This window comes from Amycolatopsis sp. NPDC058986, assembly GCF_042741125.1.
Classification (GTDB): domain Bacteria; phylum Actinomycetota; class Actinomycetes; order Mycobacteriales; family Pseudonocardiaceae; genus Amycolatopsis.
In genome coordinates, this window is sequence record NZ_JBHYJW010000007.1 from 121698 (window position 1) to 135710 (window position 14013).

The 14013-nt window shown below is 65.3% G+C and carries 13 protein-coding genes; 8 read left to right on the forward strand and 5 right to left on the reverse strand.

The features are described from left to right. Positions 1–41: 41 nt before the first annotated feature. The 6 genes from ACFW0G_RS09210 (at position 42) to ACFW0G_RS09235 (ending at position 8334) form a co-directional block, all read left to right on the forward strand. Positions 42–1232: a cytochrome P450 gene (locus ACFW0G_RS09210; RefSeq protein ID WP_378324377.1), complete on the forward strand. Its 1191-nt coding sequence runs from the start codon at positions 42–44 to the stop codon at positions 1230–1232. 28 nt (positions 1233–1260) lie between these two features. After that, complete coding sequence (locus ACFW0G_RS09215; RefSeq protein WP_378324378.1) at positions 1261–2454, forward strand: cytochrome P450; 1194 nt, start codon at positions 1261–1263, stop codon at positions 2452–2454. A 9-nt stretch (positions 2455–2463) separates the two neighbouring features. Further along, entirely contained in the window at positions 2464–3654 is a 1191-nt protein-coding gene (locus tag ACFW0G_RS09220; protein ID WP_378324379.1) for an NAD(P)/FAD-dependent oxidoreductase, read from the forward strand. A gap of 46 nt (positions 3655–3700) precedes the next feature. Beyond that, complete coding sequence (locus ACFW0G_RS09225) at positions 3701–4618, forward strand: aldo/keto reductase (protein WP_378324381.1); 918 nt, start codon at positions 3701–3703, stop codon at positions 4616–4618. A 4-nt stretch (positions 4619–4622) separates the two neighbouring features. Next, a complete protein-coding gene (locus tag ACFW0G_RS09230; RefSeq protein ID WP_378324382.1) occupies positions 4623–6611 on the forward strand; it encodes a cobalamin-dependent protein in 1989 nt (662 codons plus the stop codon). Positions 6612–6696: 85 nt separating this feature from the next. After that, entirely contained in the window at positions 6697–8334 is a 1638-nt protein-coding gene (locus tag ACFW0G_RS09235; RefSeq protein WP_378324383.1) for an MFS transporter, read from the forward strand. A gap of 6 nt (positions 8335–8340) precedes the next feature. Here the strand turns inward: ACFW0G_RS09235 and ACFW0G_RS09240 are convergent, their stop codons facing one another. Genes ACFW0G_RS09240 through ACFW0G_RS09255 form a run of 4 tightly spaced genes read right to left on the reverse strand, consistent with a single transcriptional unit; the run spans position 8341 to position 11587 of the window. Continuing rightward, complete coding sequence (locus tag ACFW0G_RS09240) at positions 8341–9153, reverse strand: ABC transporter permease (protein ID WP_378324384.1); 813 nt, start codon at positions 9151–9153, stop codon at positions 8341–8343. After that, positions 9153–10112 carry an ATP-binding cassette domain-containing protein gene (locus ACFW0G_RS09245; protein ID WP_378324515.1) on the reverse strand — a complete coding sequence of 320 codons (960 nt, stop codon included), beginning with the start codon at positions 10110–10112 and terminating at the stop codon, positions 9153–9155. The genes ACFW0G_RS09240 and ACFW0G_RS09245 overlap by 1 nt, the downstream gene beginning before the upstream one ends. A 36-nt stretch (positions 10113–10148) precedes the next feature. Continuing rightward, a complete protein-coding gene (locus tag ACFW0G_RS09250) occupies positions 10149–11000 on the reverse strand; it encodes a DUF4097 domain-containing protein (RefSeq protein ID WP_378324385.1) in 852 nt (283 codons plus the stop codon). A gap of 53 nt (positions 11001–11053) precedes the next feature. Then, positions 11054–11587: a hypothetical protein gene (locus tag ACFW0G_RS09255; protein ID WP_378324386.1), complete on the reverse strand. Its 534-nt coding sequence runs from the start codon at positions 11585–11587 to the stop codon at positions 11054–11056. Between the two features lie 353 nt (positions 11588–11940). Here ACFW0G_RS09255 and ACFW0G_RS09260 point away from each other — a divergent pair, with 353 nt between their 5' ends. After that, a complete protein-coding gene (locus ACFW0G_RS09260; protein WP_378324388.1) occupies positions 11941–12495 on the forward strand; it encodes a snapalysin family zinc-dependent metalloprotease in 555 nt (184 codons plus the stop codon). Positions 12496–12501: 6 nt separating this feature from the next. Here the strand turns inward: ACFW0G_RS09260 and ACFW0G_RS09265 are convergent, their stop codons facing one another. Next, positions 12502–13479 (reverse strand): helix-turn-helix domain-containing protein, encoded by a 978-nt coding sequence (locus ACFW0G_RS09265; RefSeq protein ID WP_378324389.1) that lies wholly within the window; start codon positions 13477–13479, stop codon positions 12502–12504. Between the two features lie 71 nt (positions 13480–13550). Between ACFW0G_RS09265 and ACFW0G_RS09270 the strand changes: the two genes are divergently transcribed. After that, on the forward strand, positions 13551–14009 hold the full coding sequence (locus tag ACFW0G_RS09270; protein ID WP_378324390.1) for a rhodanese-like domain-containing protein: 459 nt from the start codon (positions 13551–13553) through the stop codon (positions 14007–14009). Positions 14010–14013 lie beyond the last annotated feature (4 nt).

The window sequence follows — 14013 nt, forward strand, 5'->3', positions numbered from 1 at the left end:
CGCGGCACCAGTCCGGACCGAACAGAAACGGAATTACCACGATGACGACAACTGTGGCAGACCGGTGGAATATCCAGCCGGATCACGTCTGGCTGCGCGGACGGCAACCGGAAAAGATCGTCCAGGTGGGCGAGGACGGGATCGTGAACGTCTACGGCTACCCGGAAGCGTGGGAGGTGCTGACCAACTCGGAAGCCTTCTCCAATGACGTCGACCGCCTGATGGAGGGGGACCAGGCGCTGACGGAGAAGGAGGACCGTGACGGCAGCCTGCTCGGGGTGGACCCACCCGAACACACCAGGATGCGCAAGCTCGTCGGGCACGCCTTCACCTCCTCGATGATGGCTCGGCTGGAACCCCGCATCGTGGAGCTGACCCGGGAGCTGCTCGACGAGGCGGGGGACGGTGATCGGCTCGATCTCGTCGAGGCGCTGACCTATCCGCTGCCGGTGATCGTGATCTGCGAGATTCTCGGCGTCCCGACCAGCGATCTCGAGATCTTCAAGCAATGGGTCGAGCAGATGGTCAAGGGCGCGAGCGGTCTGTTCGACGGAGAGGACGACGTCGACATCGCGGCCGCCCAGCGGCGCGTCCCCGAGATGCTCGACTATCTGTCCGAGCTGGTGGCCGATCGGCGCAAGAACCCGCGAGACGACATCATCGGCGACCTGATCCGGGCCGACGTCGACGGTGACCGGGTGACCGACAAACAGATCGTCAACTTCCTCAAGGACCTGGTGGTGGTCGGGCACGCGACGACCAGTGCGGTGCTCGGCAACGTGGTCCTGTGCCTCGACGGGCATCCCGAGATCGACGCCCGGGTACGCGAGGACAGGTCACTGGTGCCGGGCGTGTTCGAGGAGACACTGCGCTATCTGGCGCCGGGGGCGATGGCGGCGCGGGTGACCACCAGGGACGTCGAGATCGGCGAACTCCAGTTAGGACCCAACAGGCTGGTGATGAACTGGATCGGCGCGTGCAACCGGGACCCGAGGCAGTTCGACGATCCCCACACCTTCAACCCGGCCCGCGATCCGAACCCGCACCTCGCCTTCAGCCGCGGCATTCACTTCTGCCTCGGTGCGCCGCTGGCCAGGATCGAGGGCCGGATCGTGTTGAACGAGCTGCTCGACCGGTACAAGCAACTGCGGGTCGACCCGTCGGAACCGCCCACATTCCTCCCGCTGCCGTTCGTGATCGGGGTCACGAAGCTGACGCTGAGCACCCGGTGATCGACCACTCGAATTCAAGGAGAATCGGATGACCAGCACTGTCGGCAAGTGGAGCTTCAATCCCCGCCACACCTGGATGCGGGGCGAACACCCGGAAAAGCCGGTAGAGTTCGACGAAGAGACCGGTATGTGGCACGTCTACGGATATCCCGAGACGCTCGCGATCCTGAACGATCCGGCCACCTACACCTCCGATGTGGCCCGGCGTTTCGTACCCGGGGCCGACCAGTGGGACTTCGACGGCAACCTGACCCAGGCCGACCCGCCCGAGCACCACAAGCTGCGCACGCTGGTCAGCCGGGCGTTCACGCCGAGAGTCGTCAACAACCTCGAACCCGTCATCGCCGACGTGGCCGGCGAGTTGCTCGACGAGGTCGAGTCCGACACGTTCGAGCTCAACGAGGCTTTCGCCTATCCGTTGCCGATGATCGTCATCGGTGACCTGCTCGGCACGCCACGCGAAGACCGCGTCCTGTTCAAGAAGTGGGCCGACGAAGGCATGGCCGCGCGTGCACAGGTGAAGACGACCGACGACGATGGCGAGCAGACGCGCTCGATCGCCGCGCAACGCGAGAGCCAACGGCAGATGCACGACTACCTGCTGGAGCACATCGCCGACCGCAGGAAGAAGCCGCAGGAGGACCTGCTGACGCAGCTCGTCGAGGCGGAGGTCGACGGCGAGCGGCTGCGGGACAACCAGATAGTCAACTTCGCCGGCCTGCTGACCTTCGCCGGCCACGTCACCACGACCATGTTGCTGGGCAACACCATCCTGTGTCTGGAGGCCAACCCCAAGGAGTACGCACGGGTCCGGGCTGACCGCTCCCTGATCCCGTCCGCCCTCGAGGAATCGTTGCGCTGCCTGACACCGCTCGCTTCCGCGTACCGGGGCACCAATGTCGAGGTCGAACTGGGTGGCACGCGGATTCCCCAGGATCAAATGATGGAGGTGTGGCTCGCCGCCGCGAACCGCGATCCGCGCCAGTTCGCCAACCCCGACACCTATGACGCGGGCCGTAATCCCAACCCGCATCTCGGTTTCGGGCGCGGCATTCACGTCTGTCTCGGCGGATCGCTGGCGCGGCTGGAGGGGCGCATCGCCATGAACATCCTGCTCGACCGCTTCCCCGAGTTGCATACCGACCCCGATGCGGAGCCCACCATCATCCCCTCGCCCGACTTCACCGGCGTCTGGAAGCTGCCGCTGCGTGTGCGCCGGTAGGTGTGCGGCGTGTACGACGTCATAGTCGTGGGCGCTCGTTGCGGTGGCTCCCCGGTCGCGATGCTCCTCGCTCGCGCCGGGTACCGGGTCCTGCTGCTCGACCGTGGGCGGTTTCCCGGGGACACACTGTCCACATTGTACGTTCACCAGCCGGGGGTGGCACTGCTCGACCGCTGGGGAGTGCTGCCCGAGATCATCGCGACCGGCTGTCCGCCGATCGAGAAGGTCAGCTACACCGTGGCGGACGTCCGGCTGGAGGGGTGCTCCTGGCCCGTGGGAGGGATGGCGGCCGCCTATGCGCCGCGCCGCCACCTGCTGGACGCGATCTTGGTACGGGCCGCGGTCGGGGCGGGAGCCGAGTTCCGCGAGCGTTCCCGGGTGTGTGATCTGGTGTTCGACGACGATCACGTGACGGGGGTACGAGTCCGCTCGGGGGGAGTCGAGTACACCGAGCACGGTGTCCTGGTGGTCGGCGCGGACGGCATGCGTTCCACGGTGGCGGCGAAGGTCGGCGCGCCGATCGAGATCGAAGATCCGAAACTGTCGTGCGCGTACTACACCTACTGGTCATCGCTGCCTCCGCGGTTCCGGCTCTACGAGGCGCGCGGAAGCTGGGTGGGCACCATTCCGACCAACGACTGCGCGACACTGGTAGGTGCGTACTTTCCGCAGAGCAGCTTTTCGCGGGTGCGCCACGACGGTCTCGACGCGCTGTTGAAGGCCGTCGAGGAGACCGCGCCGGAGGTGCGCGAGCAGATGGCGGCCGGCGGTCGCCTCGAACCCCTGCACGGCACCGGAGACCAGCGCAACTTCTTCCGCCGGGCGGCCGGCCCCGGTTGGGCCCTGGTGGGAGACTCCGGGCACCACAAGGATTCGATCACCGCTCGTGGCATAACCGACGCCTTCCTGCAGGCGCAGCTGCTCGCTGACCGTATCGGCGACGCACTCCATGATCCGGCGGCGCTGCGGACGGCACTCGATCGGTTCGCCCGGGAGCGGACCGAGATGTTGATGCCCGACTACAGAACAACTCTCAAGACCGCCAACCTCGCGATTTCCGAGGACCAGCTGGCACTGCTCCGGGTGATCGCGAGCAGCGACGGGCTGACCAATCGATATTTCTCCACACTGTCGGGCGCCTGCCCGATCGACGAGTTCGTCACTCCCGAACTGATCGATCTCCTCGCGGAGATCGGATAAAGGAGTACCTATGGAGTACACGGATCTCGGCCGAAGCGGACTTTCGGTGAGCCGGCTCGTGCTCGGCACGCTGAACTTCGGCTGGAACACCCAGGAGGGCGACGCCCACGCCCTCATGGACCGAGCCCACGAGCACGGGATCAACTTCTTCGACACCGCCAATGTCTACGGTGGCAACGGCGGAACCGAAACGATCATCGGGAACTGGTTCGCCGCGGGCGGAGAACGCAGGACGAAGACCGTCCTCGCCACCAAGTTCTACGGAAACATGGGTGAGTGGCCGAACCAAGGACGCTTGTCCGCCTTGAATATCCGACGAGCCTGTGAAGCATCCCTCAAGCGGTTGCGAACGGACTACATCGATATCTACCAGATGCACCACGTGGACCGCGCCACTCCGTTCGAGGAAATATGGGAGGCGATGGACGTCCTCCGCCTGCAGGGCAAGATTGTCTATACCGGTTCGTCGAATTTCGCCGCGTGGCACATCGTCAAGGGACAGGAGACCGCCAAGCGCCGCAACTGCTACGGTCTCGTCTCGGAGCAGTCGTGCTACAACCTGCTCAACCGGACGGTGGAGCTCGAGGTTTTGCCGGCGTGTCAGGATTACGGCGTCGGGATGATCCCCTGGAGCCCGCTGGGCGGTGGGTTGCTCGGCGGAATCCTGCGCCGGGAATCGCTTCGTGCACCGATCATCGCCCCGGAACTGGACAAGCACCGGTCGGCGATCGCGGAGTACGAGTCGCTCTGCGATGAACTCGGTGACGCCCCGGCCACTGTCGCGCTGGCCTGGTTGCTCGCCCAGCCCGGTGTGACCGGCCCCATCATCGGCCCCAGGACCGTTGCGCACATGGATGCGAGCCTGCGCGCGCTGGAGATCGAGCTGGAGGAGAAGACGCTGCAGCGGCTGGACCAGATCTTCCCCGGTCCTGGCGGCCCCGCTCCCGAGGCTTACACATGGTAGGCGGGTGGGCAGCAGGATCGCCTCGGTGTCCTGTCGGCAGGACATCGCGGCGTTGGCTTTGGTATCCGGGACTGTTTCCCGAAGCTCGACAATTTTGGGGGAAGTCATGAAGTCGGTAATGACTGTGGAGTTCTCGTCGGTGGAGCGTATTACCCCGCTCGTCTCCGGTTATCTGCGTGCCTACGCCGCCACCGACCCTGTCGTCCGGAACGAGTACGAGTTCGATACCTACTCCACGACCATCCGGGCATCCCAGGAGAGCATCCTCGGTGACCTGGTCAAAGCCGACGCCGACGTCTACGCCCTGTCCGCCTACATCTGGAACTCGGGCCTGGTCCGGTCGGTGTTGCGAACTCTGCGACACCACGTACCGCGGGCCAAGGTGATCCTGGGTGGTCCGCAGGTGATGAACCATGCCGAGAAATACATCGATCCCCACGACGAGAACGTGACGGTGTGCAACGGCGAAGGCGAGATCACGTTTACCGAATACTTGCGGGAGCTGACAGAGCCCGTTCCCGATCTGTCGAAGGTCGACGGACTGAGCTTCTACCGGGATTCAACGTTGGTGACCACGGAGAAGCGGTCCAGGATCAGTGATCTGGATTCCATTCCCTCCCCCTTCCTGACGGGCACCATCAGTCCCGAGTACAGCATGGCGATCATCGAGACCAACCGGGGCTGCCCTTACCACTGCGGATTCTGCTACTGGGGCGCGGCCACCAATGACCGGGTCTACCGCTTCGACGAGGACCGACTCCGTGACGAGCTGACCTGGATGGCCCGCAACGGCGTCATCAACCTCTACATCGCCGACGCCAACTGGGGCATGTTGAGCCGGGACATCGACCTTTCCCGGCACATCGCCGACTGCGCCCGGAAGTACGGGTTGCCCAACGTGGTGACCTTTTCCGCAGCGAAGAACAAACCGCATGCGGTCACCGAGATCACCGGAATTCTCCAGGACGCGGATCTGGTGACGACGCAGCCCATTTCACTGCAGACCCTGTCGCCCGAAACCCTGAAGGTGGTGTCGAGAAAGAACATCAAACTCGAGGCATACCAGGCGATTCAGCGGGACATTCACGAGCGTGGGCTCAGTTCCTATATCGAGCTGATCTGGCCCCTTCCCGGTGAGACCTTGACCTCCTTCAAGGAAGGCATCGGTTATCTGCTGGAGCAGCGTGCGCACTCGACTATCGTCACCTATCCGCACCTTGTCCTCAACAACACGCCCATCTACCACAACCAGAAGGAACTCGGGCTGGAGACCAGGGAGGTGGGCGGCGACGTTGCCGAGGCGCGTGTCGTGGTCGCCACGCGGGAGGTGTCCCGGGAGGAGTTCGCGGACGGGATGCGCTTCTACTACGCCGTCCACTCGACCCAGAACGCCCGTTGCCTTTACTACCTCAGCCAATACCTGGTCGAGCAGACGAATACGACGACCTACCATGATCTCTATTCCGCGCTGGCGAAGTTCTGGAAGGAGCAGCGTCCGGACTCGCCCATCTCGCGGCTGGTCGAGGACTCCATCCGGGAGGCCCGTTATTACGACCTGGGAAACTACGGAAGTTTCGTGCACGCGGCCCTGCATCAGCATCGGGTGACCTTCACGAGGGATCTCGCCGACTTCGTCCGCACCCAGCCCTGGTGGGAAGACGACGCGGCCCGCGCGCTGTTCGAGGTGGATCTCGTCAACCGGCCCTACGTGTACAGCAATACACCGCTGGAGAAGTTCGACTATCCGTTCGAGGCGCTGACGATCCACGATGTCGGGGGCCGTGGATACTCCATCGAGGTCTCCGGTGCGCTGCGTGAGCTGCTCGTGGACCAGAAGCCACCGCCCGGTCGGATTCGGGTGGACCACATGCGTTCGCAGCATCCGCACATGCCGTCGCAGAGCTTTGATCACAACTCGCTGTACTGCTTCGCCATGATCCAGCGGGTGGCGGACCTCTCTCCCGAGTGGAGCGAGGATCGCGCAGCCCTGTGATGCTCCGGGACAGTGCGGTCGACCGGCCACGCGTGAGCAGCCGCTGTCGGCATCCGATCATCGTGTTCGATTCCTTGGGGAAACCGTGCGAACCGAAAAAAAGATCGTCCTCGTGCTCGGCGCCGCACTGGTCGTGGCCGGCGTCCTGCTGCATTTTCCCGATTTCCTGATCGCGTACCACGCACGGCATACCGACGGCATGCAGATGCGGTCGGCCGCCGTGATGATGGCCGACATGGGCATGTCCACGGCGATGACGGCCGGGATGGTCCTGATCGCCGTCGGTGTCGGCCTGGTCGGCTGGTCCCTCACGACCCGCACACGTGATTCGGCCCCGTCGGCCCGGAGCGAGTCCCGCCTCCAGTTCCGGTCGATCGACGAGGCCGGCCTCACCCGGCGACATTGGTCGCTGCTTGTGATGCTCACTATCGGGCTGGTGATCGATACGATGAAACCGGCCTCTCTGGGGTTCGTCGTACCCGGGATGGCGGCCGAATACGGCCTCACCACCCGGGATGCGGCCTGGCTGCCGTTCGCCGCGATCGCCGGCACCGTGGTCGGCTCGCTCGTCTGGGGCTACCTGGCCGACATCGTCGGCAGGCGGGCAACCCTGATTTTCTCCTCTGTCCTCTACATCGGGACGTCGATCTGCGGTTTCATGCCATCCTTCGGCTGGAATCTGGTGATGTGTTTCCTCATGGGCGCGTCGGCCGGTGGCATGCTGCCGACCGTCTACTCGCTGACCGCGGAGTCGGTCCCGGCCAAGCACCGCGGCCCGCTGATCGTCCTGCAGAGCGGGCTGGGTGCCACATTCGGCTATTTGGTGGCCAGCGGCGCGGCGACGCTGTTCATCCCCCTTTTCGGTTGGCGCGTGCTGTGGTTACTCGGCCTGCCGTCCGGGCTGTTGCTGCTCATCCTGTGCGCCTGGATCCCCGAGTCACCGCGGTTCCTGATCCGCAACGGCCAGGAGGCGGCAGCGGCCGAGGTCATGCGCAGGTACGGGATCACCGTCGTGACGGACGCCGTCGTGGACTCGGCCCGCCAGGTCGCGGCGTCGGTTCGGGTCCGGTCACCGTTCGTGGACCTGTTCGCGCGTCCCTACCTGAGACGGTCGATGTCGGTCCTGCTCTACGGACTGGGCTGGGGCGTCGTGAATTGGGGATTCATCACCTTCCTGCCGACCTTCCTGCAGCGCCTCGGTCACCGCGATGAGGCGGAACGGTTGTTGTTCCTCGCGTCGTTAGCGGCCGTGCCGAGTGTGCTCGTCGCTGCCTGTCTGTACGGGCGCTGGAGCAGCCGCGGCTCGATGATTCTGTACTCGGTGCTGACCACCGGGACGCTGGGATGCTTCACACTGCTGGGTCTGTGGGATATTCGGGCAGATGGGCCGGTGATCGTCCTGGTCGGGCTGTTGCTGTCCACGACGGCCGGCATGATCGCGATGCTGTCCCCGTACTCGACCGAGCTGTACCCGACGGCATTGCGTGCCACGGGCAGTGGACTCGCCGCCGCCGCCAGCAAGGTCGGCGGTCTCGCCGGTCCGCTACTGCTCGGCGCGACACCTGTGCTGGGCACGGTGGCGCTCATCGCTGCGGCACCGCTGGTCGTGGCGACGGCGGTCCTCTTCGTGACGGGTCTGGAGACGGCAGACCGGCCGTTGCCGGAGCAACGGCCGGACGAGCTACCGGCGCGGAATGAGGCGAACCCCACGATCACTCGATGATTCCGGTTACCTCGTGTATTCGCGATTGTAGAGCTTCCTCGACCAGAGGTATCCGCCAAGGGCGATGACAACACACCAGCTCAGCGCGATTATCGCGTTACTCCCGACCGGTGTGCCGACGAAAATGCTCCGCAGGGTTTCGATGATCGAGGTGAAGGGCTGGTACTCGGCAAACCAGCGCAACCCGGCCGGCATGGATTCGGGAGGAACGAACCCGCTGCCGAGGAAGATCAGGAGCATCAGCGGCAAGGGCAGGTTACTGGCAGTTTCGACGGTGTTGCTGGCCTGACCGAGCGCGACCGAAAGCCAGATGAGCGCGAACGCCGCAGCCATCAGGATTCCGAACGCGGCGAACCAGCCACCCACCCCCGCTGCGGGCCGGAAGCCGACCAGCAGCTCCACACCGGTCACCACCGCCACGCCGACCACGGTCTGGATCATGCTGCCGAGGACGTGCCCGGTCAGTACCGAGACACGGGCGATGGACATGGTGCGGAATCGGGCGATGATGCCTTCGGTCATGTCCGTCGCGACCGAGGCCGACGTCCCCTGCACGACGGCCGTCACGGTCATCAACATGATCGCGGGTGAGACGTAGTTGACGTATTCCGCGCGGCCACTGGATCCGCCGGACTGCGCGGTCAAATTGGTGCCGAGCCCTGCTCCCAGCGTGCCGCCGAAAACGTAGACGAACAGCAGCAGGAAGATGACCGGCATGCCGATGATCATCACGATCATGGTCGGGTATCGGATCATGCGCCGGAGATTGCGGCGCAACATCGTCATCGAATCGGTCAGGGCATAAGACCGCGCCGCCATCAGGCCATCTCCTCTTCTTCGTTCGTTGACTTACCGGTCAGTGCAAGGAAGACGTCATCGAGGTCCGGGGTGTGCACCGTCAGCCCGTCGACCTCGATCGAATGGTCGCCAAGCCGATCGAGCAGGCTCTTCAGCGACCTGACGCTGCCGTCGGTCGGTACCTGCAAGGCGAGGGCATCGTCCAGGCGGAGCACCTGGCCCAGGACACTCGCGGCCAAGTCGAGTCCTTGTGCGTCGACGAACTGCAGGCGGACATGGCCTCCGGGGATACGGCGTTTCAGCTCTTCCGAGGTGCCCTGGGCGATCAGCCGCCCCTTGTCCAGGACCGCGATCTGGTCGGCGAGCTCGTCGGCTTCCTCCAGGTATTGCGTGGTCAAGAAGATCGTGACGCGGCGGGCTACGAGTTCGCGGACGATCTGCCACATGGCGCGACGGCTGCGTGGGTCCAGGCCTGTGGTCGGTTCGTCGAGGAAAATCACCCGCGGGTCGCCGACCAGGGTCATCGCGAGATCGAGCCGCCGTCGCATACCGCCCGAGTAGGTCGCGGCCGGCTTCTTGCTCGCCCCGACCAGATCGAACTGTTCGAGCAGCTCGGTGACCCGCCGCCGCTTTTCCGCCCGGCCGAGGTGGCGGAGATCCGCCATCAGGATCAGGTTTTCCTCGCCGGTGAGCAGGTTGTCCACTGCCGAGAACTGGCCGGTGACGCCGATCGCGGCGCGAACCGCCTCGGGCTCGTCGGACAGGCTGTGGCCGTTGATCGATGCCTCGCCACCGTCGGCATTGATGAGGGTGGAGAGAATCTTGATCATGGTGGTCTTGCCGGCGCCATTGGCGCCGAGCAGCGAAAAGACGGTTCCCTGCGGAACGTCGAGGTCCAGACCGTCGAGCACGAGGTGATCGCCGTAGGACTTGCGTAAGCCGGTCGTCGTGATCGCAGATCGAAGCTGCGTAGTCGTCATGGGAGCTTCCCTTTCAGACGTCAACCAGAGATGTGATCAGGAGCGGTGGATCGTGATATCGCCGAACTGGGTTTGCGCGCGCACTTCGACGGTCTCTTCTGCGTCCTCGGGACCCGAAGCCGTGCCGTCCAGTGAAGTGTTCATGCGCCCGTACCCGGTGTTCACGTCGAGCAGGGCGGCGGTGCCTTCCGCGATCCCGACATCGAGGTCGCCCGCCGAGGTCCGCATCACGACCGAACCGCGAACGACTTCCCCAACGCGAATGCTTCCGTTGGCGGTCCTGGCGTCGACCTGGGCCCCCAGGGCGCGATCGATGGAGATACTGCCATTGGCGGCACGCACGACCACCTCATCGGTTACTGTACCGATCTCCGCGTTGCCATTGGAGGTTTTGATGACGGCCGTACCGTCTATTTTGCCGATGCGCACCCATCCGGTTCCCGCGGTGATTTCGGCATTGCCCACGACATGGTCCACCCGGACGTTTCCAGCCGTCGTATCCAGGTGCAGCACGCCGGTGTTTTCGAGGTGGAGATGCCCGTTGGATGCCTTGTACCTGCATTCCCCGATCCGGCCCGTGCAATAGAGGTCCGCCACCGCCGCGTCGCCGTACACCCGCGATCCGGTCGGTAGTTCGATGGACACATCGACCGACTTGGTCCTGCTTGAGAAATCGAGGACGTGCTGCTTCGGGACCTTCACCACAAGACAGCCATCCGTGTAATCGACGTGCGTTTTCTTGGCGGCATTGACGTCAGATTTGTCTGAGTCGTCCGTTGGCTGCAGGTCGACGACGGTATCGGTCCGATCGCTCGCGGTGATCTGCACGGAGCCGACACCCAGTTCGATCATGACTGTGATCGGCTCGGGCGTGTCGAATGTGGGCACAGCTGTCCTTCCTCGTGTTCTGTGGGTGTCGTTCGAGGGTGGGAAGAAATGGGCTAGCGCACCCAACCGGTCCGACGCTGCGGAGCACGTTTGCCGCGCTGATCGGTGTGCTGACCACGGTCGCGCTGCCGCAACGCGGCCGATACCACGCGGACCAACCATGCGTTGACCGAACTGCCCTCCTTTCCAGCCGCCTCCTCGATCGCGGCCTTGAGTTGTTCCGGGGGGCGGAAATTGATTCGTGCCATCCCGCTGTACTCGGTGCTCATGGGGACGCCGTTGAGTTGCGCCTCGACGTCAGCCTCGAAGCTGTCATCGGCCGCGTTCTCCGGTGTTTGCTCCGGTGCGGGCGGCGCGACGGCGAATTCCGGTCGGGTTCCGCGCAGGCGCAGTTCGACCGAGCCTGGCGCCAGGTCACGGGTGATCTCACTCGTAGCGGTGGAGAGCACGTCCAGCAGCGTGAGGCGGATCAGTGATTCCAGTGGCGTTCTCCGGCGCTCAAGCAGCGCAAGAGTGTCCTCGTCGTCAGCCGCGATAAGTGCAGCGAGCTCGCGACCAAAGCGATCCACGTACACGCTTAGGTCCATGGCGCCATGATGGCATATCGATGGCGCCACTACAAGATGGGTGTACGCCGGATGTGGCGCCATCGGCAGGGAGGCTTCTGTGTTCGGCGCGGTATCACACAGCTTGACCTGGGGTTATGCCGTGGCGCCTGATGGTTGGTAGGCGGCGCAACGATCGACACGGATGCGAGTCCGCGGCGTCGGCGTGGCGCCGTGGGGTTGTCCGTTCTTCGCGACTTATGGCGGGTTTTGGTCGGGAGTGGGCGGTTCTAGCATCACGCTGTGAGGTTGGCGGGGCACGTACAGTGCGTTGCCCGCCGCCGCACGAGTCCCCGAGGTCGACACAGGCTCCGCTCTGACGCGAGGAGTAAATCGTGCTTCGACGTACATTCGCCGGCGTGGTGGCCGGTACCGCTCTGTTGCTGCCGGTCACCGTGGTGCCCACCGCCGCCGCGGCCGAGATCAACGCGACAACGCTCACCTATGACGACAGCCAGGCCGCGGAGTTCAAGGACGTCGTCGCCCAGGGCGTCAACGTCTGGAACACCAGCGTGACCAACGTACGCATCGTGAAAGCGTCTCCTGGGCAGCGGGCGAACATCCGTGTCGTCGCGGATCCGGGTTGGCCGCGGGCCACGCTCGGGCCCGTCCGTCCCGGTGGTCAGGTCACGGTCTGGTACGGCAGGGAAGCCGTCCAGCAGGGCTACAACAAGGTTCGGATCGCCTCCCACGAACTCGGCCACAGCCTTGGGCTGCCCGACCGGAAACCCGGTCCGTGCTCGTCGTTGATGTCCGGGTCGACCGGCGGGGTCAGTTGCGCCAACACGAAACCCAACGCCGCGGAAGCCGCGCAGGTGCAACGAAACTACGCCGGAAGCCTGGTGTCGCAGAACGCCGACGCGGGGCGCGTACTCGTCGACGCGCCCTGAATCACGTCACGTCAGGGGATGTCGCCCGGCATCCCCTGACGCGGTGAAACTCCGTCGGTAGGCCGTCGGCGTGACGCGCATCGTGCGGGTGAAGTGGTGCCGGTAGGTCACTGCCGTGTCGAAGCCGACGGACGTGGCGACGTGGTCGATCGGCAGCGTGGTCTTTTCCAGCAGCGGCAGGCTCGCGTGCACGCGCTGGGCGATGAGCCAGCGGATCGGGCTGGTGCCGGTGCTGCGCGCGAAATGCCGGAGGTAGCTGCGCGGGGACATGTTCGCGGTGCGCGCGAGCGTCTCGACGGTGATGGGTTCCGTGAGGTTCGAAAGCGCCCAGGACATGCTGGCCGTGACGCGGCTGTCGTCCGCGTCGGCGATCACCGGCGATTCGATGAACTGCGCCTGGCCACCGTCGCGGTGTGCGGGGACGACCAGCCGGCGCGCGACGGCGTTGGCGATCGTGGGGCCGTGGTCCTTGCGTACCACGTGCAGGCACAGGTCCAGGCCGGCGGCGCTGCCCGCGCTCGTCAGGATCGGGTCGTCGTCGAGGTAGAGGACGTCCGGGTCGACGTCGACGCGGGGGAAGCGCCGTGCGAGGACGGGGGCGTATTGCCAGTGCGTCGCGGCGCGGCGGCCGTCGAGCAGGCCCGCCGCGGCCAGCGCGAAGGCGCCCGAGCAGATCGACACGATCCGCGCTCCGCGCCGGAAAGCCAAGCGTAGAGCGGAAATCACCGCGGGTGGGCAGTCGCCGTGGATATCGCCGACGCCGGGCACGATGACCGTGCTCGCCGCGGCGAAGGCGTCGAGATCGCCGTCGGCGTGCAGCGTGGCGCCGCCGATGATCCGCACGGGGCCCGGACGCGCGGAGCAGATCGTCAGCCGGTACCAGTCGACGTCGAACTCCGGCCGGGGCAGGCCGAAGACCTCGGTGACGATGCCCAGTTCGAACGCGGACATGCCGTCGTAGAGCAGGACCGAGACTGTCGACATGGCGAGATCTTAGCGAACAGCGGCGTTCACGCCACTGTTCGCTCGGAGCCACGCCCAGCACGATGAACGCCATGAGCACTGTTCTCGCCACCTCACCGGCTACTCCGATCGACGCCGTCGCCCACTTCGCCGGACGTCTCGCGTTCGAGGCCGACGTCAGCGACGTCCACGCCGACCTCGAAGCCCGTGTCGACGGCTTGGTCGTCGTCGATTCCCGCAGCGTCGAATCCTGGGACCAGGGGCACCTTCCCGGCGCGCTTCACCTGCCGACCGCGCGGATCGCCGAACGCGCCCGCGACCTCGTCCCGCACGACGCCGTCGTGGTCACCTACTGCTGGGGCCCCGGCTGCAACGGCGCAACCCGCGCCGCGCTCGCCTTCGCCCGGCTCGGCTACCGGGTCAAGGAGATGATCGGCGGTTACGAGTACTGGGTCCGGGAGGGCTTTCCGGTCGACTCCGCGGCCGGGCGGCGGGAGGCCGACGCGGACCCGCTGACCGCGCCGGTGTCCGCCGTCGCGTGCGGTTGCTGACCCC

What these genes read in the sequence shown, in the direction of transcription:
- ACFW0G_RS09265 (WP_378324389.1), bottom strand. Translation starts at nt 13,479, where the DNA reads ATGTCGACAGTCTCGGTCCTGCTCTACGACGGCATGTCCGCGTTCGAA.
- ACFW0G_RS09210 (WP_378324377.1), top strand. Translation starts at nt 42, where the DNA reads ATGACGACAACTGTGGCAGACCGGTGGAATATCCAGCCGGATCACGTC.
- ACFW0G_RS09270 (WP_378324390.1), top strand. Translation starts at nt 13,551, where the DNA reads ATGAGCACTGTTCTCGCCACCTCACCGGCTACTCCGATCGACGCCGTC.
- ACFW0G_RS09255 (WP_378324386.1), bottom strand. Translation starts at nt 11,587, where the DNA reads ATGGACCTAAGCGTGTACGTGGATCGCTTTGGTCGCGAGCTCGCTGCA.
- ACFW0G_RS09245 (WP_378324515.1), bottom strand. Translation starts at nt 10,112, where the DNA reads ATGACGACTACGCAGCTTCGATCTGCGATCACGACGACCGGCTTACGC.
- ACFW0G_RS09215 (WP_378324378.1), top strand. Translation starts at nt 1,261, where the DNA reads ATGACCAGCACTGTCGGCAAGTGGAGCTTCAATCCCCGCCACACCTGG.
- ACFW0G_RS09240 (WP_378324384.1), bottom strand. Translation starts at nt 9,153, where the DNA reads ATGGCGGCGCGGTCTTATGCCCTGACCGATTCGATGACGATGTTGCGC.